Source organism: Hymenobacter sp. AT01-02 (assembly GCF_000961955.2).
In the GTDB taxonomy this organism is placed as follows: domain Bacteria; phylum Bacteroidota; class Bacteroidia; order Cytophagales; family Hymenobacteraceae; genus Hymenobacter; species Hymenobacter mucosus.
The window spans coordinates 22,835-48,868 of sequence record NZ_JZIR02000016.1; the positions used below are offsets into that span (position 1 = coordinate 22,835).

Consider the following 26,034-nt stretch of genomic DNA (forward strand, 5'->3'; position numbering starts at 1 on the left):
ACTAGCAGCCTTCTCCCCAACTCTTCAGCAGTCGACCGGATTGGGAAACGCACAAAAAAGGCCGCTACCTATCGGCAGCGGCCTTTTGTTCTCTAGCTCACAAAGACTATTCCTTCAGGAAGCGGCGGACCAGGGTAGCGCCACTTGCCGTTTGCACCTTCACAAGGTAAGCGCCCGTTGCTAGTTGGCTTACATCAAGGGTAGCGCTCAGGGAAGCGCCCAGGGTCTGCTGCATTACCAGCACGCCGGTTGTGGTGTACACCGCGAGGGTAGCCTGCGGTGCTTCTGCCGTCAGGCGTACGTGCAGCACGCTGCTGGCCGGGTTGGGGAAGATGACTAGGTCTTCCTCGGCCGGGCCAAAGGTTACCACCCGAATTTGTGAGGAACTGGCTTTGCCGTCCGTATCTACTTGGCGCAGGCGGTAGTAGAGCGTTTTGGCGAGGCGGCTAGCTACGGCATCGGTGTAGGTGTACTGCTGGGTAGCAGTGGTAGTACCGCGGCCGGCTACCTGCCCTGCCTTCTCGAAGTTCACCCCGTCTACTGAGCGTTCTACCTCGAAGTGGTCGTTGTAGAGCTCCTGGGCAGTTTCCCAAGTCAGCAGCGCATTCTTACCCTGACTACGTGCCTCGAAACGCACCAACGACACCGGCAGCGGTGCCCCCCCAATGGTGAAGCGCACGGGCTGGGTAGTGGTACCCCCAAACTCGTCAATGGTAGTTACATTGACTACGTAGTCGCCGCTACGGAGCAGGCTGCGGTTGCTAACGCTAATGCGGCCCGTAGTGGCATTTAGGGTTAAGCCCATGCTGCTGAGCAGGTTGGTACCGGCGGCATCAGTAGTAGCCGAACGGATGCCGGTGTCGGTCATCGTGGTTTGGCTGGTAGCGCTGCTGAAGCTGTATTCTCCACCATTAGCGTCGAAAGCAGCCGTAATGAGGTCACCATTTTGGTATGCATTGCCCGTGCCACCTTTCACCACCCCCGATGCATACGTGGCCGCATTATCTAGGCCCACTGGAATGCTGTAGAGGGCCGGTGCCGATGCGGCGCCCGTATTGTCGGTGGCCGTGAAGGTGAAGAAGGCATTACCCACGAAGCTGCTCACGGGGTCGAAGCGCAGGTTACCAGCGGTAGCAGCCGTGAGTACAAAGCGGCCGTTGGTGAGCGCTACGGGAGAGTAGTTAACTCCATCGGCCGCGTAGAATAGTACCCCTTGGGCTGTGGCGTTGGGCAGGGAGGTGATGGCGTAGGTGCTGATGGTGCCATCTACGTCGGTAGCGCTTAGTGCCGAAATAGGCAGGGCAGTTGCCGAGGTATTGCCATCGGGTGCCGTAAGGCTATTTACTACTGTGTTTGCCACGGGCACCTGGTTGCTCAGCGTTGTCCGGTAGGTTTGGGTATCATCGCCCGTTGATGACTGAGTCGTGTTGGTGGCGGCAGTAGCGGCAACTGTGTACGACGCCCCGGTAGTGGGGGCCCGGAACGTGATGGTGTACCCAACCGAAGCTGCTTGCCCAGGAGACAGAGCACCCACCGCGGGGAAGGTGACCAGACCCGTAGCTGGGTCATAGCTACCGCCACCCGAAATGATTACCGTAGCGGGGTCGAGGTTAGTCGGAATCTGGGCCGTGGCGCTTACCCCCGTCGCCAATGAAGGACCATCGTTGATGACACGCACCAAGTAGGTCACCGCCTGCCCAGGCAGCACCGTATTTTCCAGCGGAGCGGTTTGGAGGCTAGCGCTGCGCACTTCCGCGCGCACGTTGCTTACCGATGTCACAGCCACGGTGGCTAGCGCCGTGTTGTTGGTCGCTATGCCGTCGCTGTTGCCACCCGATACGCTGGCTACCGCCGTGAGGGGGCCAGTGCCAGGTGCGGTTACGACAATGGTGTTGGTCAGTGCCGCAGCTGCGCCGCTGGCTAGTGAAGTCACCGTGGGGAACGTCACAATGCCAGTAGTAGGGTCGTAGGTGCCGGCGTTGGAAATAGTGAGCGTAGCGGGATTGAGCCCCATGGGCAATGCCACCCGCTGCACAACGGCCGGAGCGGTAGTGGTGCTGTTGTTGGTTGTTGTGAGAGTGAATGTGACGCTCTGGCCTGCTGCTACACTCGTAGTGCTGGCACGAACGGCTACCGACAAATCCTCGGCTGTGCTCGTAGCCCGAAGCACGCTGGTGGTATACGTTGCCGTATTGTTGGTGCGGGCTAGGTCATTGGTGCTCGTGGGCATACTAGCCACGGCCGTAACACTGATGGCCGACACGTCGGGAGCCGAAAAGGTGATGGTGTTCGATAAGGAGCCCGCATCCCCTACGGGTACCTCCGTCCGGGTCGGGAACGTCACTACCCCAGTGGTAGCATTGTAAGCCCCCGCTATAATTGCCCCGGCAGCATCACGCACCACTACGGTGGTCAGGTCCGTGGGCAGTTGCACGGTAGTAGTGAGGCTGGCGGCGGGCGCAGTGCCATTATTCACCGTACGAACCGTGTATACTACGGGGGTGCCCTGTATTACTACATCGGGGCCGGCAATGGTGGCTGCTACATCCGAAGCACGCGTAGAGGTAGCCACTACAGTGCTCGTGTTATTGGCAGCTACGTTGTCGGGGGTAGTCGTGGTCAGAAAGGCCGTGGCCGAATAAGAGCCAGCAGGTGCATCAAAGGAAATTACGTTCGTAACCGATTGACCAGGGGCCAGGCTGCTGATAGCGGGGTAGGCCAGCAGCCCCTGGTTGGGCTGGGCATCTACGGTGCCGGTGGTGTTAGGGCCTAGGTTGCTAGTGTACGTGAGGTTGGTAGCGCCCGGAGGCAAGCTCACGAATTGCTGCACGTTGCTAGCTGGTACAGTACTGGTGTTGGTTGTCGTGACGGTATAAGTCACGCGCTGGCCAGCCGTCACAGTCGTTGGGCCCGAAATTGTGGTGGCAACATCCGTAGTCGGCCGAACTGTTACGATGGCAGAAGCTACGTTGTCGGCTACCACCACGTCAGCAGAGGTGGTGCTAGCACTTGCATCGAACAGGAGAGGTCCGGCGGCAGGGGCTGCGAGCCGCACAGTGTTGGTTTGGGCGGCGCCGGCTACTAGGCTAGTAGAAGGCCAGGTTACAATGCCCGTGGTGGGGTTATACGAACCGTTGCCGGAGATGGTGAGGCTGGCTGCGCTGAGGCCAGCGGGCAGCGTGAGTTGCTGCACTACCCCGGTGGCGGCGCCCTCCCCAGCGTTGGTCGCTGTGGCCGTTACGAGCAGAGCAGTGCCCGGCGCCACGTTGGTTACAGCAGTACCGCCGCTGGTGACGCCAACGGCCGAGTACACGTTGGCCGCCATGCCCGACGTTGTGCTAATCGTGGTTGCTACGGCCGAGGTATTGTTATTGGTTACGGCTTCGCCGGTAGCGCTTACGCTAGCAGTGGGCGTAAACGTGCCAGCGGCCGTGGGAGCAGTTAGACTAATGGTGTTGCTCACCGTTTGACCAGCCGCCAGCATCCCCAGGCTTGGGAAAGTTACTACCGTGGTATTGTTGGTTGAGTTATAGGCGTACGTACCGTTATTTGAGAGGAATAAGCCCGTTTGATTACCAGGTAGGGTCACTGCCTGGGCCACGTTGGTGGCGGGCGAAGGCCCGCTGTTTCTGGTAACCACCGTGTAGGTAATGCCCGTGCCAGTACCGGCAGCAGCAGGTCCGCTCAAGGTAGTCGTCAGGTCGAAGCTCGGCGTCACGTTCACCGTGGCGGTGGCGTTGTTGTTGGTTGTGATGGCGTCGGCGGTAGTGGCCGTAACGCTGGCAGCACCAGTGAAAGGACCCGTAGCTGGCACTAAGAAGCTCACACTGTTTGACACGTTGCTTCCGCTGTTCACGCTGGTGGTGGGGAAGGTTACCAAGCCCGTGCTGCTGTTGTAGGAGCCACCGTTGGCAAAGGTTAGCGCCCCGTTGGGGCCAGGACCTGTAAGGCCGGCTGGCAATTGCAGTGTGGGCACTACTCCGGTAGCGGCCGCCGCCCCGTTGTTGGTAGTTTGCACCGTGAAGGTCAACGCCTGGCCTGCGGGGGCAGTGGTAGCATTAGCAGGGGCAGTAATTGCCACGGCCAAATCGGCGGTGGGCTGCTGCACCGTTACGGCAATGTTGGCCTGGTTAGTAGGCGCACCAGCAGCGTCCTGCACGAGGTAAGGCGTAACAGCCGTCCCCACGAAGCCAGCCACTGGCACGAAGGTCACCACCCCGCTCGTATTCACCGAAAAGGTACCATTAGGCGTTGTAATGGATGGTTGAATGCCGGCCTGATTAGGATTGAGGTCAACCGTGGCCGCATTAAAGGAATTCTCAGGATCAATGTCGTTGGCTAGAATGTTGAGGGTAGCGTTCGAGCCCGAAGTGATAGTCACCGCGTCGGCCACGGCCGTAGGAGCCAGGTTGCACGAACCGAAGTACACATCATCCACGGCCAGGTCGTTGCCACCCACAGCCGTGCTCACGTTCCGAATCTCAAAGGTGGCGGTGGTGTTGGTGCCGGAAAACCACACGTCGGAGAACTGCACCCACTGGTCCGGCGATTCGTTCAGAGTAATCGTACCCGACACAGATTCCCCGTTGATAACAAACCCAAGCTCGGGTACCCCACCATTGCTGCTGGGCGCCAAGAGGTTGTTGAAGAAGGCCGAAAAGGTATAGTAACGCCCTGGCTGCACCGTTACGGTCTGGGCATACAGCGTCCGGATAGAGGCCGCGCCGTTTACCATCAGGAAGTTGTCGTTGGTGCCGCCGGTGTGGCCCGTACCCACGAAATTGGGGTGGTACGTGGCGGCATTGGTGCCTACCGCGTAGGTTCCTTCCGGGTAAATGCCCGTAGCATTGTTGCCAATAGTATAGCCCGCCGCCACGTACCGGTAGGTAGTAGTAAAGCCTGTGTTGCCATTGGTAAAGGCAGGGTTCACAAGCAGGTTGTTGCCCGTAGCCGATGTACATGCCGTGCTAGTACTAAACACGCGCAGGTTTACCGTAGCTGCCGCGGAGCACATCGAGGGCGTACTATTGTCGCAGGCTGTGTACGTGAAGCTGTCGGGGCCGGTATAGCCCGTAGTTGGGGTGTAGGAGTAGGTACCGTTAGAGTTCAGGATAACGGTGCCGTGGGCCGGGGCCGTACCCAGCGCAACGGTGAAGATATTCTGTTCCTGATCATAGTCGTTGAGCACCACGTTGCCACTCACGGTTGTATTGAGCGGCACGTCGCGCGAGTCATTGGCTACCACGGGCGGACGGTTCGGGGCGTTGATGGTGTACGTAGCCGCCGTTACTGAGCGCATCCCTTGGTTATCGGTGGCGAAGTAGGTAAACGAGGTGGTACCTGAATAGCCTGCGTTGGGCGTAAATGTTAGATTGCTGGCGTCACTAGCCTGCACCACCTGATTAGCTATTACAGCCGTGCCGTTGAGAGCCAGCGTCCCGTTGGCCGACAAGGCAACAATGGTGAAGTTGGCAACGCTGCCGTCAGGGTCGCTGCCACTTAGAGCCGCCAAGTTGTAGCCAATGGCTGGTAGTGTGTAGTTGATGGCAGTTGCTACGGGCGGCAAGTTGCCCCGGCCGGCGCACAAGGCCGAGTTAGGCACTACTTGCTTAGAAATACCCGGCCCGGCGTACGAGAGCGTAAGTGCGTTATCCGCAGTGTTATCCCCGTAGAAGATCATGATGTTGTGCAAACCAGCCGTGAGGGTAACGCTGCCGCTTTTTTCCAGCAGGCTATGTCCTCCGCCATTATTCACCACGGCAGACGCTGCAGTGGGCGTACTTGCCAGCGCGGCGGCATCCAGCCAGAGGTAGGAAGCATCGTCGGAGTTCAGGAAGAACGTGTATGAGCCCGTAGTAGGAATGTAAATGCTACCCCGGTAACGGGCGCTGAAGGCGTCCGGATTGGCATTGGAACCCGTGCCTGCTCCTGCGGGAGTTACCAGGTTACCAAAACTAGCGTTGGTGGTAAACTCCAGCTGCGCATCAGCGCGACGCAAATTGGGAGTACGGTTTTCGAAATAGGCGAAGTTGTCGGCGAAGTACCCGTTGTAGTATTCTGCGGTCAGGCCGCTACGCGCCGTGCCATCCAGGTAGGAAGACCCGCAGCCGACGGGTCCGGCCACCGCTTGAATAGGAATGGTGAAAGTGGCTCCATTTGATACCAAGCCAGCATCATCGGTAGCCGTGTAGCTGAATACTGAGTTGCCACCGGAATATGTATCAGCCGGATCAAAACGAATGCTGGCCATTTGGGCCGTCGTAATCGTTTGACCAGCAGTTACGGCTCTGTAGCCACCACCTAGGAGGCCAGCATCATAGTACAGGGTCCCCTCATTGCCGGGTGGCAGTTGCGTAATGGTGTACGAAGCAATAGTCCCCCCGTCGGCGGCAACTACAGGTGAGTCGATATCCGTTTGACCCGCTGTACTTGCTAGGGCTGCCGCATTGGTTACGTTGTTGGCCACGGGAGCCGCCCGGCACCAAGTTATCTGATCGATACCGACTAGTTGGACACTGGGAGTAGTTCCCCCAGTAGTATTGCGATACGTGAGCGTAATGCTAGTAACGCTGCCCGGATATGTTGCCGTTACAGTACCAGCAGTGTTATCGCCAACGGAAGTAGTTCCGGTGGCCATCACTCCGGTAATAAGTACTGTACTTCCTGTAGGACGACTCAGCGTAGGTGTCACTGTCGCCCCGTTATTGCTACCAGCAAAGGTTACCTCATCCGTGTATCCCGGAATACCGTTGTCAACGTCCTGTAATCGGATAGTTAGGCCCGATACAGGCCGATTAAAGTTAAAGATGACAGTAGACGAAGGTGCCGTGCTTCCTACTGGTTGGTTATCAGGATAGTCATTCTGCCACGCCAGCATTGTGGTGCCGTTAATCCCTCCCGTTGTAAATAGGGAGGCTGGGTCACTAGAGGCGTAGCCACTGGTACCAATAGTAGTAATAGTGGAGCCAGCAGGAGCAGCCTGCGGAGCACGATTTTTCCAGTTGCCGCTGGCAGCCGTCGTGTTAAAGGTAAATGTGGTAGTTGCAGCCGCGGTGCATTGCGCCTGAGCCTTACTGCTTATTCCTGCCCATAGCCAAAGCCCCACCAAGGAGCCCAGGAACGTAACGGTGTTTTCATGCAGATTTAGATAGATACGAATGGGCATTTACCTTGTGCTATGCCCCAATGTCATCCCAAATCTAGCAAGCACTTTCCTAACAAAATGCAATTCAATTTTAAAGCGCCCAACGATAGCTATACCTATTTTAACGCCTATATCTAGTGTTTTAACCTGTATTTAATTTCATTCCCAATAATGGAAATCATTCCTAAATTGAGAGAATAATTATATATTAAAAATAACGCATGTACGCTCTACTATCTTACACTCCTAGCTCGACAGTAGATTCACTGTATTCCAAGTTGGGAAACTAGCAGGCGGTACAGTCGAGGTTGATTTTTTTTACTCTGTCAGCGTGAATTTTCTCATATTATTTTTCTGTATCCTACGCTGCACCCTTCCCTTTTTGGTTTAGAAGAGGTAGCCAGCATACCTAGTACGGCCGTATTATCGGGCAGCTTACCGAGCACTTCGGGGCCTTTAGCCGGAAGCCTTGCTCCCACGAACAGGGCACCATGGTGTAGTATCTTTGAGGCCTATGGCCCGCTTCTTATTCACTTGGCCTTAGCATTATATGAACCCAAGACTGCGTGAATGGCTGCGGCGCTACCTGCCCGCTGAGCTGCTATCGGTGGTAGCAACGCTGGCGGGCGCTTGGCTGACGCTACACGCTACGGGCAATGACCTGCGAGCTGCGCTAGCGGGCACGTGGCAGGTAACGTGGCGTACTTCGGGCTGCTTTTAGGACAAGACGCAGCCTTAGCTCGGCGCCAGCTTCGTGCCCAACAGCGGCAATACACGGTGCGCACCTTCGGTCGCAACGTGCGGGCCCTGGCAGTAGAGTTTGGCTTAGCGGAAGTGGCCGACAGTTTTCTTATTCGGCCGGCCCTCATGTATTATATCCCCCGGTGGCTGGGCAACTTTGCGGGCGGCATCTTGCTAGCCAAGTTCGTGGCTGATGTCACGTTCTACATCCCTGCAATTATCAGCTACGAGCTTAGCAAACACCGCTTGCGCAATTTTGATCAGCCTGACGCACGAACCTACTCCCTGCGTCGGGCCGCCAAAACAAAGCTGCGTGGTATGTCTATACCCCACGCACTTGCAAAAAGTATGGCCCGCTGGGGTAGCCAATCCGTAGCGCTACCCGTAGTACCACTATACCAACGCCGCCCTCCACCCCATGCAAAAGACAGACTCCACGGCCTTGGCTCTGCTAGCGCAAAAATGTCCGCGCTGCCACCAAGGGCCCTTATTTACCCATAGCGCTTTCAACATCAGCAAGTTTGCGGACATGCCGGAAGCCTGCCCCGTATGCGGTCAGCGCTACGAACCTGAGCCAGGTTTCTACTGGGGTGCTATGTATATCACATTTGCGTTTTCGACGGGTATTATGCTGGTTGTTGGCTTCTTGGTCTACCACCTGCTGCACGACCCCGATACGTGGGTGTACGTAACGTGGGTTGCTGTTATGTCGATTCTACTCACGCCTCTGAGCTTGCGCTACTCGCGTACGCTCATGCTGTACTTATTTGGGGGAGTACATTATGATCCTAACCGCGGCTCCTCTTCGCGCCGCCCCACTCCTTCGGCTTAAGGCACCCTGATGGCAACACCGGCGCTGCCACACAATAAGCAAAAAGCAGTAAGTTGGAAGCATGTCCCGATTCTCCTTTTCTCTGCTGGGCGGCTTGCTACTAGCTGCTACGGCTTGCAACCAAAACCCCATAGCCTCCGACGCTGAGTGTGCCCCCGCTCCACCCGCAGCCTATACTATTAAGCACCCGGCCTGGGCCGATTCAGCTAGTATCTACGAGGTAAACATTCGGCAATACACACCCGAGGGTACGTTCCGGGCCTTTGAGGCACACTTGCCGCGGCTTCAGAAAATGGGCGTGGGCATTTTGTGGCTGATGCCCGTGCAACCCATTGGTAAGCTCAACCGCAAGGGTAGCCTGGGCAGCCAGTACTCCATTCAGGACTACCGGGCCATCAACCCCGAGTTTGGTACGATGGAAGACTTGCGCCACTTAGTGCAGGAAGCCCACAAGCGCGGTATGCACGTGATACTAGACTGGGTGGCCAACCACACTAGTTGGGACAGCAAGCTCCGGCAAGAACACCCCGAGTGGTTTACGAAAACAGCCGCGGGCGGCTTCAAGCCCCCCGTAGCCGACTGGCAGGACGTCATTGACCTGGACTACTCCCGGCCGGAGCTACGCCGCTACATGACCGAAACCATGGCGTTCTGGCTCCGTGAAGCCGACTTGGATGGGTTTCGTTGCGACGTGGCGGGCTTGGTGCCTACTGACTTCTGGAACAAGAATCGGCAAGAGCTGGAGCGCGTAAAGCCCGTGTTCATGCTAGCCGAGTGGGACGAACTCTTCCCTCCTACCTTCATCAGCCGGCGGGAGTTTGATCCGCAGACGCACCTGCTGGAAAAGGCTTTCGACATGACGTACGCCCTGCGCCTGCATGGGCTGCTAGATAGCCTGGGCCAAGGTAAAGCCTCGGTAGCCCTCCTCGACACCTACCGCGCGGCGGAAAGCCGCCGCTACCCAGCCCAGGTGTACCTCATGAATTTCACTACATCGCACGATGTGAATAGCTGGGATGGCACGGAGTACGAACGCCTAGGACGCAACGCATTGCCGCTGGCAGTACTGGCCGCCACGCTGCCCGGTATGCCCATGGTGTACAGCGGGCAGGAAGCAGGCCTGAAAAAGCGCCTACGTTTTTTCGACAAGGATACCATCCCCTGGCAGGACTACCCATTGCAGGACTTCTACACGAAGCTGCTGCAACTGAAAAAGCGTCACCCCGCCCTACGCAACGGGGACCCATGCAGCCACTTTGGGCGGCTGCCTGCCTCTGGTAGCCCCGAGGTATACGCCTTTGTGCGCCGCAAGGAGGATGCCGTGGTACTCACCGCCATCAACCTAGGCAAACAGCCCCACGAAATTACCCTAGCCCAGCTAGGGCCGGGCACCTACCGGGAGCTATTTAGCGAACAAATACTCAAGCTAGGCTCAGGATCTAAAGTGCTACTGCCTGCCCACAGCTACCGCGTGTATGAGCGCCTGCCTGACCCCGATACCAGTTGGTTTTAAGCCGCAGCGGGTAGCTCACTTGTGCAGGCTCAACCACTGGCTTCCCTACTTCTTAACCTAATAGACAACCACTCCCACAGGAGAGTAGCTTGGCAGATGATGGCCTAGTTGCTCTATCGTGCGGCGGTTTTAACGGCCTGTGCAGGTAGCCAAACCAGCGCTTTCTGCGTAGGCAGTCGAGTTTGTAGTCCAGCTAACGCGCAACCACCGTGTCTGATTTCGTTTTGCACCCCGAGGCCCACCTGTTTCAAGTACAGCACCCTACCTGGGCTGCTCACGCCAGCATTTATGAAGTGAATGTGCGCCAATTCACGCCTGAAGGCACGTTTCGGGCCTTTGAGGCGCACCTGCCCCGACTAGCGGCTATGGGCATTACCATTGTGTGGCTGATGCCGATTCATCCCATTGGTAAGCTCAACCGCAAGGGAAGCTTGGGCAGCCAATATGCCGTGCAAGACTACTTTGGTGTGAACCCCGAGTTTGGCACCCTCGACGACCTGCGCCACCTAGTGCAAACGGCCCACAGCCTGGGTCTTTATGTGCTACTAGACTGGGTAGCCAACCACACCAGCTGGGACAACCCGCTGGTAGCCCAGCACCCCGAGTGGTACACCCAGGATGCTGCCGGCAACTTTGTGCCGCCCGTGCCCGATTGGCAGGACGTTATCGATCTGAACTACGATAACGATGAACTGCGTCGCTACATGACCGACGCCTTGCTGTACTGGGTGCGGGAGGCCGACATCGACGGCTACCGTTGCGATGTGGCAGGACTAGTGCCCACCGACTTTTGGGATGCTGCCCGCCGGGAATTAGACCAGGTGAAGCCCGTATTTATGCTGGCAGAATGGGACGAGCTGTACCCTTCCGGCGGCCTCACCTGGGAGGAATTTAACGGCGACACCAAGCTGCTGGAACGCGCCTTCGACATGACGTTTGGCTTGCGCTTACACTACCTGCTCGACCACGTTGCGGAGGGCAAGCAGCCCCTGCACGACATCGATGTCTACCTCGCCGCCGAACGGGCCAAGTATCCGCCCTCTGTGTACTTGATGCACTTTACCAGCAACCACGACGTAAATAGCTGGGACGGCACGGAGTATGAGCGGCTGGGTCCCAATGCCCTCCCGTTTGCCGTGCTCACCTGCCTGCTGCCTGGCATGCCGCTCCTGTACAGCGGGCAGGAAGCTGCCCTCAACAAGCGGTTGGCATTTTTTGATAAGGATACGATAGACTGGCAGAACTATCCCCTGCAAGGCTTTTACACCCGCCTGCTTCATCTCAAGAAGCGCCATTCTGCCTTGCACAATGGCGTACTGGAAAGCCGATTTTACCGCCTGCCCTCTTCCCCCAGCGTGTACGCGTTTGTGCGCCAACATGGCACGGCCGCTGTGCTCGTAGCCATCAATATCAGTACTGAGCCGCAACCTGTACTACTGCCCGAAGCCGCGGCTGGCACCTACCACGATGTCTTCCAGGATGTGCCCTTGATGTTTCGCACCGACGATGCTATAGAAATACCGGCTCACGGCTGGCGAGTATTGGAAAAACAGCCGTAGGCTTCTCAAGTACGCGCTACGGCTTACCGGGCCCGTAAAGGGAGTTGGCTTCTGGCCTTCTCGCCGTGTAGTTTCTCGTTGAGGCCCTGCTTACAGCCACTTCAACTCTTTTAGAACAGTCTCGGTGCGGGCGCGGCGCCGGCCGCCAATCGCTCGTCGGCGCTGCGGCCAGTGGCAGGCTCTGCATGGATGGCCAAATACACGGTGCGTCCATCGGCCCGATCTAGCCAGCCCACACACCAGCCATTATCAGCATCAACAGGGGAGTGAAAGCGCCAGCCAGTTTTACCGTGAAGGCTGTACTACGGGGTCTTTTGCAACAACAGCACCCGCTTTACGGCTCGTTGATGGCGTTTTTGCATTGCTAGCGTTTCGGCATGTAGGCGCCGCAGAAAGGCTCCCAGTGCAAATTGCATGATGCGAGAACTGCCATCCAGCTAGCAGGTATCGAGCGTGGAGGCCGTCACGACCATGCGCCCACAGCCCAGCTTGGCTAGCCACTTCTGCTAGTGGGTCGCGCGGGCGCAGCACCAAGCAATAAGGCCATCAAAACTAGAAGCATAAAAGCAACGCGCACAACCGACAGGGAGAATATAGCCGGAAAGTAACTACAGTGCTCCACCTGCTCAGTAACCTCTGGCCTGCCGCGTCGGTTTATACCCTAGCGGCTTGCGAGCCGGCACTTCTTTTTCATTTGATATTCCTGTATGCAACATCGTGAACTGGGCCGCTCCGGCCTGCGCATTGCGCCACTAGTGCTCGGTGGCAACGTTTTCGGCTGGACTGCCGATGAGGCCGCTTCGTTTAAGATTCTGGATGCTTTTGTAGCCGGCGGCGGCAACGCTATTGATACCGCCAACGTGTACTCGGCCTGGGTGCCGGGCCACCAGGGCGGCGAGTCGGAAACTGTAATTGGCAAATGGCTGCAGCAGCGCGGCCGCCGCGACGACGTACTCATCTTCACCAAAGTGGGCATGCAAATGGGCGACGGCAGCCAAGGCCTAGCCAAAGACTACATCCGCCGCTCGGTAGAGGCCTCCCTGCGCCGCTTACAAACCGACTACATTGACCTGTATCAATCGCACCAAGACGACGAGACCCTGCCAGTTACCGAGCCGCTGGAAGAATACGCCAAGCTAATTGAGGAAGGCAAAGTACGGGCCATCGGGGCGTCCAACTTTTCGGCCGACCGCCTGCGGCAAGCCTTGGATGCCAGCCAGCAGGGCCTACCGCGCTACGAATCATTGCAGCCTCTCTACAACCTTTACGACCGCGCCGACTTTGAGCAGCAGCTTCAGCCTTGGTGCAAGAGCATGGCGTGGGCGTGATTCCCTACTACGGCCTGGCATCCGGCTTCCTCACGGGCAAGTACCGCACCCAGGACGACCTTAAGAAGAGTGCCCGCGGGGGCGGCGTTGGGCAGAAATATCTGAACGAAAAAGGGCTGCAAATTCTTAGCGCGCTTGATGCGGTTTCGGCCCGCTTGCAGGCCACGCCCGCCCAGGTTGCCCTGGCTTGGATTATGGCCCAACCCGGCCTCACGGCTCCTATTGCCAGTGGCACTACCCCTGAGCAAGTAACCGAACTCCTCACGGCTACGGAGTTACACCTTAGCTCTGAAGACCTGAGCGAACTAGGCAGAGCAGGCGCATAGGCTAGCAGTTTCACCACTATTATCAAAGAGAAAGGGCCCCGGCAGTAGATACTTCGGGGCCCTTTCTTGTTGGTAGAGGCTGGTTCAGTAGCACACGGCCATGCAGGGCTGCACCTAGCCCCAGGCGCGCATCCACCCAAGGACGCTTTGGTTTAAAGGCAGATACGAGCAAAGTATACTACCTTGTACTGTCGGGTTCAGGTTGTAGCTTGCCTGGCTTTTACCCTGTTTCTCGCATGACTATCCGCGTAGCTTCTCACCAGGATATTGACGAACTCTACGGTCTCTGGCGCGAGCTGATGGACGAGCACCAGGCGTACCACCCAGTTTTTGGCTACCATCCTGCGGCTGAGTTTCAGCTTAAGCGCATGCTGCGGCACCGGGTAGCCGAAAAAAACACCCGCGTATTTGTGGCACAAGGCCGCTACAGAATACTAGGGTTGCTGGTGGCTTCCTATCAAATGGGCAACCCAGGCATGCACTTTTTCCGCCGGGGCTACATCGCCGAAACGGTGGTACGGCAAGCCTACCGCCGCCACGGGCTGGGGCGTGCATTATTTCAGGCGGCCTTAGCTTGGCTCAGCAGCCAAGGCGCCGATCATCTAGAGTTGCAGGTGGCAGCGGCCAACCCGGCGGCGCTGCATTTCTGGGAGTCATTGGGCTTCACCCCCACCACGGTGCACCTGATGCGGCCCCTCTCTACCCCAGGAACCGAGTAGAGTTCAGCGGTGCATACGAACCACAAAACCAACAGCAAGCTAACCGCAGCTCCTACTGTTGCGTTAGGCTACCTACGTGGCTCTGTTGGGCTTCGAGAATTTCGCCGTTCCTATGCTGTTAGCTGCCGATATAGAACCCTTTGACTGGAATCGAATTTTATTTTCGGCCGATGCGCCTCCCTTATTTCTGCTAGAGGTAGTGCTGCGGTGCATTGTCACCTACCTTCTTATGCTGGGGGCCCTGCGCATCACTGGGCGCCGGGGGGTGCGGCAGCTCTCTATTTTTGAACTGAGCATCATTCTGGGCCTTGGATCTGCCGCGGGAGATGCCATGTTATACCACGATACACCGCTGCTCTATGCGGCCATCGTGTTTGCTGTGGTATCGGTGCTGTACTTGCTATTTAACAAGCTGACGGAGAAGTTTCCCGGCTTCAGCGACTGGCTGGAGGGCAAACCCGTACTGCTAGTGGAAGACGGCAAAATTCAGCTAGAAAACTTCAACAAGCAGAACCTAACGCCTAAAGAGCTGTTCGGGGAGTTACGCCAGTTTCAAGTAGAACATCTGGGTCAGGTACGGCGGGCCTATATTGAGGCTACGGGCAACATGAGTGTGTACTACTATGAGGAGCAAGAACCCATCCGGCCTGGCTTGCCAATCTGGCCTGAACTCTTAGCCTCTGCTCGGCGGCGGATAGAAGAAACGGGGCTGCACGCGTGCACTTGCTGCGGCCACGTGCAGGAAATTGCGCGCGGAAACACCGCTTCTTGTCCTGTGTGTACCAAAGAAGATTGGATACCAGCGTGCGAAACTAGGCGTGCCGTCTAACTCGAATTGTTTGGCCGAGTAACAGATGCCCCGTGCTGACTTAAGTATCTGGGTTAAGAAGCATTCCTAGCCTGCTGGTGCAAATGGTGGTGCAACCACTTCAGGAGGTCTTCATCAACCTGGTCCCGGCACTCATCGAGGCCGTGCTGGCAGCCCGGGTACAGCAAGATTTCCTTGGGCTGGTGGGCAATGCTATAAATGTGCTTGGAGCAGGCGGCCGGCAAAATCTCATCGGCGGTGCCGTGCATTAGTAGCAACGGGCGCGGACTTATGTGAGCGACGTGTTCGGTGCCGTAGGTCTGGCTGCTCATGGCCACTACTGCTGCTACCTGAGAACTTAGTGCTCCGGCCGTAATTACTACGGCCCCACCAAAGGAGTGCCCTACCAGGGCCACATGGCAGTAGCCTTGCTCTAGCAGATAATCAACTCCTAATAAGGTGTCGGCCACGCAGTCTTCCAAGTAGTTGGGCTTGCGGTAGTGTAAGCGCAACGAAGCCACACCTTGCAACGCCAACTGTGCGGCCAAGCGCGGATACATGCCCCAGGCTGGCCCGTCGAGCCCGCCGCCAGCACCTCCCACCCATACTACCGCAGCGGCGCCGGGGGCAGCAGGATGCAGCCGCGCCACAATTTCACCTTGGGTAGTGTGCAGCACCAGGGCTACAGCATCTCCGTCGTGGTTTGCTGTCGTTATGGATTCTAGCTGCACTATGCTTGCCCGCCGTAGCCTTTTCATGCTTGGTTAATTGGTGTTGGCTTTTTCAATGCATGTACTAACGCTCACCTAAAATGGGTACGGCTGAGGTTGTTAGTGCTCCTACCTAAGTACCTTATAGCAACCGCACCTCATGAACAACAAATACTTATTTATCAATTGCTTAAACCAAAAATCTACTACAGATAGAGTAAGTAGCACGACTTATTAAAAGGTGAAAATCGGCGTCATACTTGGTAGCCTTAGAAAATCATTTCCTCCGATATTGCTGCCCATTCCAACTTGTTTCGCATGCTGCCTCTCCTCCACGTTCACCACATTGCCATCATCTGCTCCAACTACGCGGTTTCCAAACGATTTTATACCGATGTGCTGGGCCTGAGCATCATCCGGGAAGTTCACCGCCAGGAACGCGAATCGTGGAAGCTGGATCTGGCCTTGGATGGGCAGTACATTATTGAGTTGTTTTCCTTTCCCGAAACGCCCGCCCGTCTTTCTCGGCCCGAGGCAACGGGCTTACGGCATCTGGCCTTTGCCGTATCCGACATAGAGGCTACCGTGCGCGGTTTAGATGCCCATGGGGTAGCGTCAGAACCGCTCCGAGTTGATGAGTTTACGGGCCGCCGCTTTACGTTCATCCAAGACCCTGATGGTCTGCCGATTGAGTTTTACGAGCAGTAATTCCGGACCTACAGGGTAGTGATATAGTCTGCTAGCTTAGGCACCAGTGTTCTTTCCGTGCATGCTGACTTTTGCTGGTGCCCATCCAAGTACGGTTGCCTAGTGCAGCCTGGGTAGGCATGTATTGGGAGGGGCCAACCCGATGTACGTCAGGTTATAACCGTCTGCCTACGAACACGGCGGAGCTTCAGAACCAGTCACTGCTCATTTTTTGTCGTATGAACCGGCATTCCGCGCTACCTTGCCCTCACTATGCCCCAACTTCCGCCGTCTCTCCCCTACCTTATCATCGACTTCGACAGCACCTTTACGCAAGTAGAAGGCCTTGATGAACTAGCTGATATTGCCCTCACTGGCCACCCCGATCGAGACTACGTAGTAGGCGCCATTCGGGCCCTAACCGACCGGGGCATGAGTGGGGAACTCAACTTTTCGGAGTCTTTGAAGCAGCGGCTGGAGCTGCTACCTGCCCACCAGCGCCACCTGGCCATCCTGGTAGAGCGCCTCAAGGGGAAAGTATCGGAAAGTATTGTGCGCAACCGGGCCTTCTTCGAGCAGTTTCCGGGGCGCGTGTATATTGTTAGTAGCGGCTTCCGGGAGTTCATTGAGCCCGTGGTGGCCGAATACGGTATTGCTTCCGACCATGTGCTGGCTAACACCTTTACCTACGACGCCGACGGCCACATCACTGGCTTCGACCCCGACAATGTATTGAGTCGGGACGGGGGCAAGATTGAACAGTTGCGCCGCCTCGACCTGAACGGGGATGTGTACGTGCTAGGCGACGGCTACACCGACTATCAGATTCGGGAGGCGGGCCTAGCCAACCGTTTTTACGCTTTCACCGAAAACGTGCGCCGCGACGCCGTAGTAGCCCGCGCCGACGAGGTGCTTCCTTCTTTCGACGAATTTCTTTACCAGAACAAGCTCCCGATGACCCTCTCCTACCCCAAAAACCGCATCCGCGTGCTGTTGCTCGAAAACCCCGACCCACGCGCCGCCGAACTTTTCCGCCAGGAAGGCTACCAGGTAGACACCGTGCCCGGTGGCCTCGACGAGGACGAACTGGTGCAGCAGATTGAAGGGGTAAGCATTTTGGGTATCCGCTCTAAAACGCAGGTAACTCAGCGCGTGCTGGATGCCGCCAACCGCCTAATCAGCATTGGGGCCTTCTGTATCGGTACTAACCAAATTGACCTGGCAGGCTGCATGAAGAAAGGTGTGGCAGTATTTAACGCACCTTTTTCTAACACGCGCTCGGTAGTTGAGCTGGCGTTGGGTGAAATTATCATGCTTGCCCGCCGCATTCCCGACAAAAACCCCAAGATGCACCAAGGCGAGTGGGATAAGTCGGCAAAGGGGTCATTTGAAATCCGGGGGAAAAAGTTGGGTATTATCGGCTACGGTAATATTGGCTCGCAGCTTTCAGTGGTGGCCGAAGCCGTAGGCATGCAAGTGCTGTATTACGACGTGGCGGAAAAGCTACAGCTAGGCAACGCCGTAAAAGTGCGTACCCTCCAGGAGCTACTACAGCAGGCCGACATTGTAACTCTGCACGTGGATGGGCGCAAGGAAAACGCTAACCTCATTGGGGCCGAGGAGTTTGCTTTGATGAAGCCCGGCGCGCTATTCCTGAACAATGCCCGCGGCCACGTAGTAGATGTAGCCGCCCTAGCAGCCGTACTCCGCTCGGGTCACTTGGGCGGCGCGGCCGTTGACGTGTTTCCGTACGAACCCAAAACCAACCAGGAAAGCTTCGAGAGCGAACTGCAGGGCCTGCCCAACGTGCTGCTTACGCCTCACGTGGGGGGTAGCACGGCCGAAGCCCAGCGCAACATTGCCGAGTTTGTACCGGAGCGCATCATGCAGTACGTGAACACCGGCAACACGCAGCAGAGCGTCAATTTTCCCAATATTCAGCTGCCGGAGCAGCAGGCCCACCGCCTCATTCACATTCACCACAACGTGCCCGGTGTGCTGGCCCGCATCAACAACGTCCTGGCTCAGCACCACGTCAACATCCTGGGTCAGTACCTGAAAACCAACGAGCACATCGGCTACGTGATTACTGACATCGACAAGCAGTACGAGCAGGAAGTAATTGGGGAGCTGCGCAAAGTGGAGCACACCATCAAGTTCCGGGTACTGTACTAGTACGCAGTTACTGCCATGACCATAGAAAATCAAGCGCAACACACCATTCCCGCCATTCGCCTGTTCAACACGGCAGATGGAAGCTGTACGTTTGAAGTGGGCACGCTGCCTACCGGAAAGCCTTTGCACGTTAGCTATTTCGAAGGTCAGAATGCCATATTCGACTACCAGAAGAAGCTGCATCCTGCGCCACGTACGCAGTACGTAGTCACGTTGCGAGGCAAATTGCGCTTCACGGTCAGCAACGGCGACACATTTATTCTGGAGCCGGGTATCATTCTGCTGGCAGAAGACACGCAGGGACCGGGCCACTACTGGGACCTCATCGAAGGAGACACGTGGGAACGGCTCTATCTGCCCTTCACACCGGGGGCTACTCAGCATTTCACCCCTATGCAGCAAGACAGCTCCCAGGCTCAACGTAGGTCTATTGCCAGGTAGTCGCTTTTAGTGTACGGCCCCAACACCACGGCCCCCAACATTCCCTTCGCGGGGCTGTTGGGGGCGTGGTGTTGGGGCCTAGCTGCAAAGATTAGGTAGGTTGCCGCCTAACTAGCTAGTGCTATTGGCGGCTTACGCGCTGGCTGGTGGTGCCCGCGGCAGTAGTCATTTGCAGCACGTATAGGCCGGCTGGCAATTGGGGAAGAGCTGGCAGCACTTTGGCAGCAGCAGAAAGTTGCAGCGTGGCGCGGTATACAACTTGTCCTCTCAGGTCTAGTAGGGCGATACCCGTGGCTTGCACGCCGGAACCAGCAGGCAGGGCTACGGTAAGCTCGTTGGTGAAGGGGTTGGGATAGGCTGCTGGGGCCGTAGCAGTAACGGCAGAGACTGTAGCAGCAACAGCAACCACGCTGGAATAGGTAGTCGTACCATCGAAGTCTACCTGCCGCAGACGATAGTAGCGCACAGCTGCTCCCAGGGTCGTACCATCTTGGTACTGATAGGCGCGGGTGATAGTGCTAGTACCAGCGGCAGCCACTTCCGTCACTGCCACGAAGGAAGTACCATTTTCAGAGCGCTCTACCACAAATTTTGCGCTGTTTAGCTCCTGGGCCGTAGTCCAGCGGAGCAAGGTGCCGGTGGTAGCTGCCTGGGCGGTGAAGAACGTAAGCTGTACGGGTAGTGGGCTTGCAACGCTTACTACCTGCTCGTACTGATAAATGGTGCCTATATCGTTGCCCACGAGCAAATCCAGATAGCCGTCGCCATCTACGTCAACCAGAGCCGGAGCGGCAAAGCCGCCTACGTCTACTGCCGTTTTATTGACGTCTGTCATTTGCACTGGGGTACTAAACGTGGCAGCATTTGCGGCCGTTTGCTCGGCTTGGTAGATGTACCCATCCTGGCTCCCCACAATCATATCAATCAGCCCATCACCGTCAAGGTCTGTGAAGACAGGCTTAGAGTACCCACCAACGTCGATAGTGGTAGCAGTAGTACCAGCGGTGGTTAAGTTTGTGTAGGTGGTAGAAAAAGCACCATTTGCCGTAGTTTGCTCATACCGTCTAACGGTACCATCAGCGCCACCCACCAGCATGTCGAGCAGGCCATCCCCGTCCAGATCTACTATGGATGGCTTTACGGTGCTACCCGCAGTAATGCCCGGCAACGTACCAATGGTAGTGAAGGTAAGCGCGTTCATGGCCGACTGCTCGTACCGAGTAATGGTACCATCCTCGCCACCCACTAGCAAATCCAACAAGCCGTCGCCATCCATATCAGTTACAACGGGCTTGGCATACTCGCGCGTAGCGCCTGCCACGTCGTTAACCAAAGTAGTACCGCTCGCCAGCTTTAGTTGGCCCAGGTTAGTGAAAGTAGATGAGTTTGCAGAAGCTTGCTCCAAGCGGTAAATGGTGCCAGTTGTCTCACCTACCAACAAGTCAATCAGTCCATCATGGTCAAGGTCCGTACTGGCGGCCGTGGAATACGTACCGGCGTCGAGAGCATTAAAGGAGTTCGTTACTAAGCGTAGAAAGCCGGTGCCAGCAGGGCGAGTAACTGTAAACTTGGAAGCACTCAGGGCCGTACCATTAGCCGTGGTTACGCGCAAATACCCTGTAATAGCCTCGCGTGGTACCTGCACACTTACAGAGGTTGCCGTGTTAGCGGGGCTTGCCAGAATACGCATCTGCTGACCATTCAATAAAACCGACAGCGTATTGCTTAGAGCAGTACCCGTGATAGTTACGGTGGTAGCAGCAATTCCTTGAGGAGCCTGGCCACTTGAGCCAGAGGTAGGCGTAAAGCTTACAATCGTTGGCGATATCACTTGCGCCAGACTAGCCAATGGAGAAAGCAGAACCGTGCTGAGCAGTGCCGTAGTACGAGCAGAGTGGAGTAGAGACAGGGACATAGGATGTGGAAAGGCGTTTTGCGCGTGAGAAGGGAATTGTACCGCGCTCTTCAGGCGAGCAGCTTTGTTGTTCCGTTCTCTTTTTGACAAAACTATTATCCGATTTTCCCACTATGGTCCATATCAAGCCAAAATGAACCCTTTACTAGGTCAAAGGAGCCAGATTCTAGGTGAACTATTCCGGTAGGCTAGGCTTATTCATAGTTTCAAGCCTTTCTAAAGCCGTTCGTGTACTTGGATAAGAATCCGCTCCATTTCCTTCCTGATGGTGCTAGTTTCAGCCACATGGTTGTTATTCATGAAGCTAAAAGCCACTATTCTTCCTGATTTGGTACGCACATAGCCGCACAGGTTGTGGTTGTTGGTTAGGGTGCCCGTTTTACCCCACAGCCACGGACCGCGGGCGTCACGATAGGTAGTGCGCCGGAGCGTACCCTGCCGCCCACCCGCCGCCAATAGGTCGAAAAGGCGTGGCTCGGGCACTTCCTGGTGCAGCTTGAAGAGCAGGGCTACTAGGGTACGGGGCGTAACTAGGTTAAGACGAGAAAGGCCGGAACCATCCACCCAACGCGGGGCGTCGGGCAAGTCCTGAAGGTAGCGGCGACGCATTACCTGGATTACACGGGCCGTATTCAGAGAATCGGGGCGGAGCGCGGACGAGCACATCAGCAGAAGCTGTTCGGCTAGGAAATTGTCGCTCACGCGCAGCATGCGCCGGTACAGCGAATCGACGGCTAAGCCCCGCAGCACACGCACCGAGTCCTGGGGACGCAAGCGAAGAACGGCCGGCACAATAGGGCGCCGCAAGGTATCCTGCAACAATTGCAGCAACAGCGCCGAACTAGTCCGAAAAGGCGTTTCATCTACCCAGTTGTTGGTGAAGGGAAATACCAAGAACCGGTTTTCCAGCTCTTGCCGATGCACGTGGTCGTGCTCAGGGTTTGGCAGCCCCGCAGGAGCAGGTTGGGTTAGCGGTTTAAAAAACTGGGGCACTACACGCGGCGTTGGCTGACCCGCCCTGGCGTAGAAGCGCACTGTGTGTCCATAGATAGGAAACGGCCCGCGCTCCGGCTGAAAATAGTAGTTGTAGTCGTCCCACGTCCAGCCGGGTCCGTAGGCGTTTACGCAGGGAACGGGGGCGTATACTAGCTTTTCGGGGCGGTGCAGCAGAAAGTTGAAGGCCCGCGCCGAGGGTACGTCGCCGTGCAGCAAGGTAGGGTCGCCGGTGCCCCAGAACAGCAGCGTATCGGGGCGGACGATGTAGTGCAGGCTAGGCAAAGAATCAGGGAGCAGGTGTAGCCCGGCGTACAGACTAAACAACTTCATGGTGCTGGCCGGCGTGAAGTACCGGTCTTCATTCAGCCCAAATACTTGCTGCCCGGTAGCCGCATCGGCCAGGCAGACGCCTACCGTGTGCTGCCGCAGAACCGGAGAGCTTTGAATCAGTTGGGCCAACCACTCCGGATTAGGCAATGGGGGCAGAACGGTAGCCCGCGAAGCCGGTACCTGCGCCGATAATGAAAGGGCGAATACACACAAGATGCCCACCACTAAGGAGCGGCACATAGTAAGGAACACGGGCATGCAGGGAAAGCAACAGGTAAATACTCCCGCAACTTGGCCAAAAGCGCGGGGCTTTTCAACCCTGCCTACTGGTATACCCTACCCCACTAACGCTACCTACGTGGTCCGCATCCTGCTATGAATGACAGAAACAGGCAACCTGAGCCGCCTCAGAGAGTATGTTCTAGTGTCTTCTTCATCTGTTTGCTGTTTTCTATGTCCATCACCAACGAACTACTAAACACCGTGTTGCGCCATGCTGGCCAAGAGGTTTCGCGCAAAGAATTTCTATCTATGGCCGGCCGCGGACTAGCCGTAGGCGTGGCTGCTGGTGCACTGGCTAGCTGTCAAGATAAACCGGGCGCTACGGCCGCGGCGGCCGTACCTACCACGGGTACTCCTGCTTCGCAGTAGATGCCTCTACTACCTACACGGCCGCCGACGGGCAGAAAGTACCCTCGTCGGAAGCGGTGTCGCCGCCCGCTAAAGTGCCCGCCGACGTAAACAAACCCATTGAGCTGGAAGCGTGGAAATCAGACGTAGACCCCAAATCGGCCCCAACGCCTACTCCCCTCCCCCCAGACCAACGGGTAGGCTATGCGCTGGTAGGCTTGGGCCACCTTACACTGGAGGAGCTATTGCCCGCGTTTGGCCAGTGTAAAAAGTCGAAGCCAGTGGCGCTGGTAAGCGGCTCGCCCGAAAAGCTTAAGAAAGTAGCCCAGCAGTACGACATCAAGCCCGAAAGCTGCTACAGCTACGCTGACTACGACAAGCTTAAGGACAACCCCGAAGTCAAGGTGATTTACATTGTGTTGCCTAACTCTATGCACGCCGAATACACCATTCGGGGAGCCAAGGCGGGCAAGCACATCTTATGCGAGAAGCCAATGGCCAACTCGGCCAAGGAGTGCGAGCAAATGATTGACGCCTGCAAGAAGGCCAATGTGAAGCTCATGATTGCCTACCGCATACAGTACGAGCCTTACAACCGGGAAGTACGGCAGATGATTCGGGACAACAAGTATGGCAAGGTCAAATACATTCAGGCGCAAAACAGCCAGAGTTCGGCTAACCCCGACCACTGGCGCCACAAAAAGGCCTTGGCGGGCGGGGGCGCCCTGCCCGATATTGGCCTATACTGCCTCAACACCGCCCGCTTCCTTTTAGGTACCGAACCTACCGAAGTATTTGGCTACTCCTACAGCACGCCGGGCAACCCATTATTCAAGGAAATAGAGGAAGTAATGAGTTGGCAAATGCGCTTCCCGGACGGCATCATCGTGGATAACATCACCCATTACAACACCCACGACTCGCGCTTTTACCGCGTGAATGCGGAACGGGGCTGGATTCACATCAACAATGCCTACGCCTACAAGGGCCAGCAGTTGCAAACCTCCTACGCCGAGGGGCCAGCCAAAATGGAGAATCACATTACCTTGAGCTCGAAAAACCAGTTTGCCGCCGAAATGGACCATTTCTCGGAGTGCATACTAGCTAATAAGGACCCTCACACGCCTGGTGAAGAAGGCCTCCAGGACCAACGCATCATGGAAGCCATTTACCAATCGGCTCGGGAAGGGCGCCCCGTGAAGCTGGCGCCCGTGCAAGGCACCGACGTATTTCGTGGACCCGAACCGAAGGAAGCATAAGCTACCTCGTCCGTTGTTTTTTTGGGAGCACCCGGCCGCTTTTTCGCAAGTTGCCGGGTGCTTCTGGTTTAGAGACGGTTTTTGAAAGTCCGCGCGCGTAGCACAAACTTTCCTGGGCGGCGGTGGATTATTCCCGCTAACTTTGTTTCCCGTTATGCCAGACCGAACCCCCACTTCCACGGCTGCAACGGCCAAGTACATTTTCGTAACCGGAGGGGTGACCTCCTCGCTGGGCAAAGGTATTATCTCGGCCTCCCTGGCCAAGCTACTGCAAGCCCGCGGCTTCCGCGTCACCATCCAGAAGTTCGACCCCTACATCAACATTGACCCCGGCACGCTCAACCCGTATGAGCACGGCGAATGTTATGTAACCGACGATGGGGCCGAAACCGACCTCGACCTAGGTCACTACGAGCGTTTCCTGAACGTGCCAACGTCGCAGGCCAACAACGTTACCACCGGCCGCATCTACGACCACGTGATTACGAAGGAGCGCGAAGGCGCCTACCTCGGCAAGACCGTGCAGGTAGTGCCCCACATCACCGACGAGATTAAGCGGCGCATGCTGTTACTTGGTCAAACTGGTGATTTCGACGTGGTTATAACGGAGATTGGGGGCTCAATTGGCGACATTGAAAGCCTTCCCTTTGTAGAGTCGGTGCGTCAGTTGCGCTGGGAATTGCCCGAAAACAGCTCCTTGGTTATTCACCTTACTCTGCTGCCCTACTTGAAGGCGGCGGGCGAGCTGAAAACCAAGCCCACCCAGCACTCGGTGCGTGACTTGCGCAGCGCTGGCCTCCAGCCCGATATTCTGGTATGCCGCTCCGAGCATCCCATTCCGGCCGATATGCGCCGCAAAATCGCGCTGTTCTGCAACGTCAACATCAACTCCGTTATTGAGAGCTTGGACGCGGACAGCATCTACTCGGTGCCGCTGCTCATGCTGAAAGAGCATTTGGATGAGCGCGTTATTAAAAAGCTAAAGCTGGGCGGGGGTGCTCCCCTACCCGACCTGGAGTCGTGGAAAGATTTCCTGGGCCGCCTGAAGAACCCAACCGAGGAGGTAACTATTGCCTTGGTAGGGAAGTACGTGGAGCTGCCTGATGCCTACAAGTCTATCAACGAGGCATTTGTACACGCCGGCGCTCAGAATGAGTGCAAGGTAACTGTGCGCAGCGTTCAGTCAGACCACATCAACGAGGACAACGTAGCGCAACTGCTCCACGGCGTGGATGGAGTGCTGGTAGCGCCGGGGTTTGGGGAGCGTGGCTTCGAAGGCAAAATATTAGCAGTGAAACACGTGCGTGAAAACGGCATTCCTTTCTTTGGAATTTGCTGGGCATGCAGGTGGCTGTGGTTGAGTTTGCTCGCAACGTACTGGGCCTTAAGGAAGCTTCCTCTACGGAGATGCACGCCCAAACGCCTTACCCCGTCATTGCCATGATGGAGGAACAAAAAAATATTACCCAAAAGGGGGGCACCATGCGCCTGGGCGCCTACGATTGTGAACTGCGCAAGGGCTCCAGAGCAGCTAAGGCGTACGGCCGTAACCACATCAGCGAGCGGCACCGCCACCGCTACGAGTTCAACAATGACTACCTGAAGCAGTACGAGCAAGCCGGCATGATTGCCTCAGGCCTCAACCCCGAAACGGGCTTGGTAGAAGTGGTTGAAATTGCCAACCACCCTTGGTTTGTAGCCGGGCAGTTTCACCCAGAGCTGAAAAGCACGGTGCAAAACCCACACCCGCTGTTTGTCCGCTTCGTGCGTGCTGCCATCCAGAACCGGAAAGGCTAAACGTAGAAGCTTGAAAAAACGCGGTAGCTGCATTGGCAGCACCGCCACATCGTCATGCTGGACTGGTTGCAGCTTGCCCGTGCTAAGCATTGGGTCATCATCCTTCACGCGGGATGCAAAGCTC

General features: G+C 56.6%; 17 protein-coding genes and 2 pseudogenes. 14 read left to right on the forward strand and 5 right to left on the reverse strand.

The features are described 5' to 3' along the window. Positions 1–106: 106 nt before the first annotated feature. Positions 107–7,165: an Ig-like domain-containing protein gene (locus VI25_RS07025; protein ID WP_055562386.1), complete on the reverse strand. Its 7,059-nt coding sequence runs from the start codon at positions 7,163–7,165 to the stop codon at positions 107–109. A gap of 529 nt (positions 7,166–7,694) precedes the next feature. Here VI25_RS07025 and VI25_RS25060 point away from each other — a divergent pair. From VI25_RS25060 to VI25_RS07045, 5 genes are all read left to right on the forward strand, one after another. Then, positions 7,695–7,865, forward strand: coding sequence for a hypothetical protein (locus VI25_RS25060; protein ID WP_161806887.1), 171 nt, complete (start codon positions 7,695–7,697; stop codon positions 7,863–7,865). Beyond that, positions 7,829–8,386: a hypothetical protein gene (locus tag VI25_RS23970; RefSeq protein WP_152981531.1), complete on the forward strand. Its 558-nt coding sequence runs from the start codon at positions 7,829–7,831 to the stop codon at positions 8,384–8,386. Before VI25_RS25060 ends, VI25_RS23970 begins: the two co-directional genes overlap by 37 nt. A 28-nt stretch (positions 8,387–8,414) precedes the next feature. Next, entirely contained in the window at positions 8,415–8,717 is a 303-nt protein-coding gene (locus VI25_RS07035) for a DUF983 domain-containing protein (protein WP_045690491.1), read from the forward strand. A gap of 61 nt (positions 8,718–8,778) precedes the next feature. Continuing rightward, on the forward strand, positions 8,779–10,230 hold the full coding sequence (locus tag VI25_RS07040; protein ID WP_072144768.1) for an alpha-amylase family glycosyl hydrolase: 1,452 nt from the start codon (positions 8,779–8,781) through the stop codon (positions 10,228–10,230). Positions 10,231–10,439: 209 nt separating this feature from the next. Continuing rightward, entirely contained in the window at positions 10,440–11,789 is a 1,350-nt protein-coding gene (locus VI25_RS07045) for an alpha-amylase family glycosyl hydrolase (protein ID WP_143436990.1), read from the forward strand. Positions 11,790–11,899: 110 nt separating this feature from the next. Here the strand turns inward: VI25_RS07045 and VI25_RS27670 are convergent, their stop codons facing one another. Then, positions 11,900–12,025 carry a hypothetical protein gene (locus VI25_RS27670; RefSeq protein ID WP_262489928.1) on the reverse strand — a complete coding sequence of 42 codons (126 nt, stop codon included), beginning with the start codon at positions 12,023–12,025 and terminating at the stop codon, positions 11,900–11,902. 471 nt (positions 12,026–12,496) lie between these two features. Between VI25_RS27670 and VI25_RS07050 the strand changes: the two are divergent. From VI25_RS07050 to VI25_RS07060, 3 genes and pseudogenes are all read left to right on the forward strand, one after another. Continuing rightward, a pseudogene (locus VI25_RS07050) lies at positions 12,497–13,443 on the forward strand (aldo/keto reductase). A 236-nt stretch (positions 13,444–13,679) separates the two neighbouring features. After that, positions 13,680–14,162, forward strand: a complete 483-nt coding sequence (locus VI25_RS07055; RefSeq protein ID WP_045690017.1) for a GNAT family N-acetyltransferase — start codon at positions 13,680–13,682, stop codon at positions 14,160–14,162. Positions 14,163–14,238: 76 nt separating this feature from the next. After that, the gene (locus VI25_RS07060; protein ID WP_052695495.1) at positions 14,239–14,991 is read left to right on the forward strand and encodes a DUF421 domain-containing protein; all 753 of its coding nucleotides are present in this window, start codon (positions 14,239–14,241) and stop codon (positions 14,989–14,991) included. A gap of 53 nt (positions 14,992–15,044) precedes the next feature. Here VI25_RS07060 and VI25_RS07065 read toward each other — a convergent pair whose 3' ends face one another. Beyond that, the gene (locus tag VI25_RS07065; protein ID WP_236704936.1) at positions 15,045–15,701 is read right to left on the reverse strand and encodes an alpha/beta hydrolase family protein; all 657 of its coding nucleotides are present in this window, start codon (positions 15,699–15,701) and stop codon (positions 15,045–15,047) included. Positions 15,702–15,998: 297 nt separating this feature from the next. On the opposite strand from VI25_RS07065, the gene VI25_RS07070 reads away from it, so the two are divergent. The 3 genes from VI25_RS07070 to VI25_RS07080 all read left to right on the forward strand — a co-directional run bounded on the left by VI25_RS07070 (position 15,999) and on the right by VI25_RS07080 (position 18,983). Further along, complete coding sequence (locus VI25_RS07070) at positions 15,999–16,388, forward strand: VOC family protein (RefSeq protein ID WP_045690016.1); 390 nt, start codon at positions 15,999–16,001, stop codon at positions 16,386–16,388. A gap of 252 nt (positions 16,389–16,640) precedes the next feature. Beyond that, on the forward strand, positions 16,641–18,542 hold the full coding sequence (serA, locus tag VI25_RS07075) for a phosphoglycerate dehydrogenase (protein ID WP_045690015.1): 1,902 nt from the start codon (positions 16,641–16,643) through the stop codon (positions 18,540–18,542). Between the two features lie 15 nt (positions 18,543–18,557). Further along, positions 18,558–18,983, forward strand: a complete 426-nt coding sequence (locus tag VI25_RS07080; RefSeq protein WP_045690014.1) for a hypothetical protein — start codon at positions 18,558–18,560, stop codon at positions 18,981–18,983. 121 nt (positions 18,984–19,104) lie between these two features. On the opposite strand, the gene VI25_RS07085 is transcribed toward VI25_RS07080, so the two are convergent. Both VI25_RS07085 and VI25_RS07090 read right to left on the reverse strand, forming a co-directional pair. Further along, entirely contained in the window at positions 19,105–20,898 is a 1,794-nt protein-coding gene (locus VI25_RS07085) for an FG-GAP-like repeat-containing protein (RefSeq protein WP_045690013.1), read from the reverse strand. A 216-nt stretch (positions 20,899–21,114) separates the two neighbouring features. Beyond that, complete coding sequence (locus tag VI25_RS07090; protein ID WP_052695493.1) at positions 21,115–22,482, reverse strand: D-alanyl-D-alanine carboxypeptidase/D-alanyl-D-alanine-endopeptidase; 1,368 nt, start codon at positions 22,480–22,482, stop codon at positions 21,115–21,117. A 195-nt stretch (positions 22,483–22,677) separates the two neighbouring features. On the opposite strand from VI25_RS07090, the gene VI25_RS26600 reads away from it, so the two are divergent. The 3 genes and pseudogenes from VI25_RS26600 (at position 22,678) to VI25_RS07105 (ending at position 25,910) form a co-directional block, all read left to right on the forward strand. Beyond that, the gene (locus VI25_RS26600) at positions 22,678–22,875 is read left to right on the forward strand and encodes a hypothetical protein (RefSeq protein WP_052695492.1); all 198 of its coding nucleotides are present in this window, start codon (positions 22,678–22,680) and stop codon (positions 22,873–22,875) included. Between the two features lie 56 nt (positions 22,876–22,931). Continuing rightward, entirely contained in the window at positions 22,932–24,113 is a 1,182-nt protein-coding gene (locus VI25_RS07100; protein WP_052695491.1) for a Gfo/Idh/MocA family protein, read from the forward strand. 154 nt (positions 24,114–24,267) lie between these two features. Further along, positions 24,268–25,910: pseudogene (locus tag VI25_RS07105) on the forward strand (CTP synthase). Positions 25,911–26,034 lie beyond the last annotated feature (124 nt).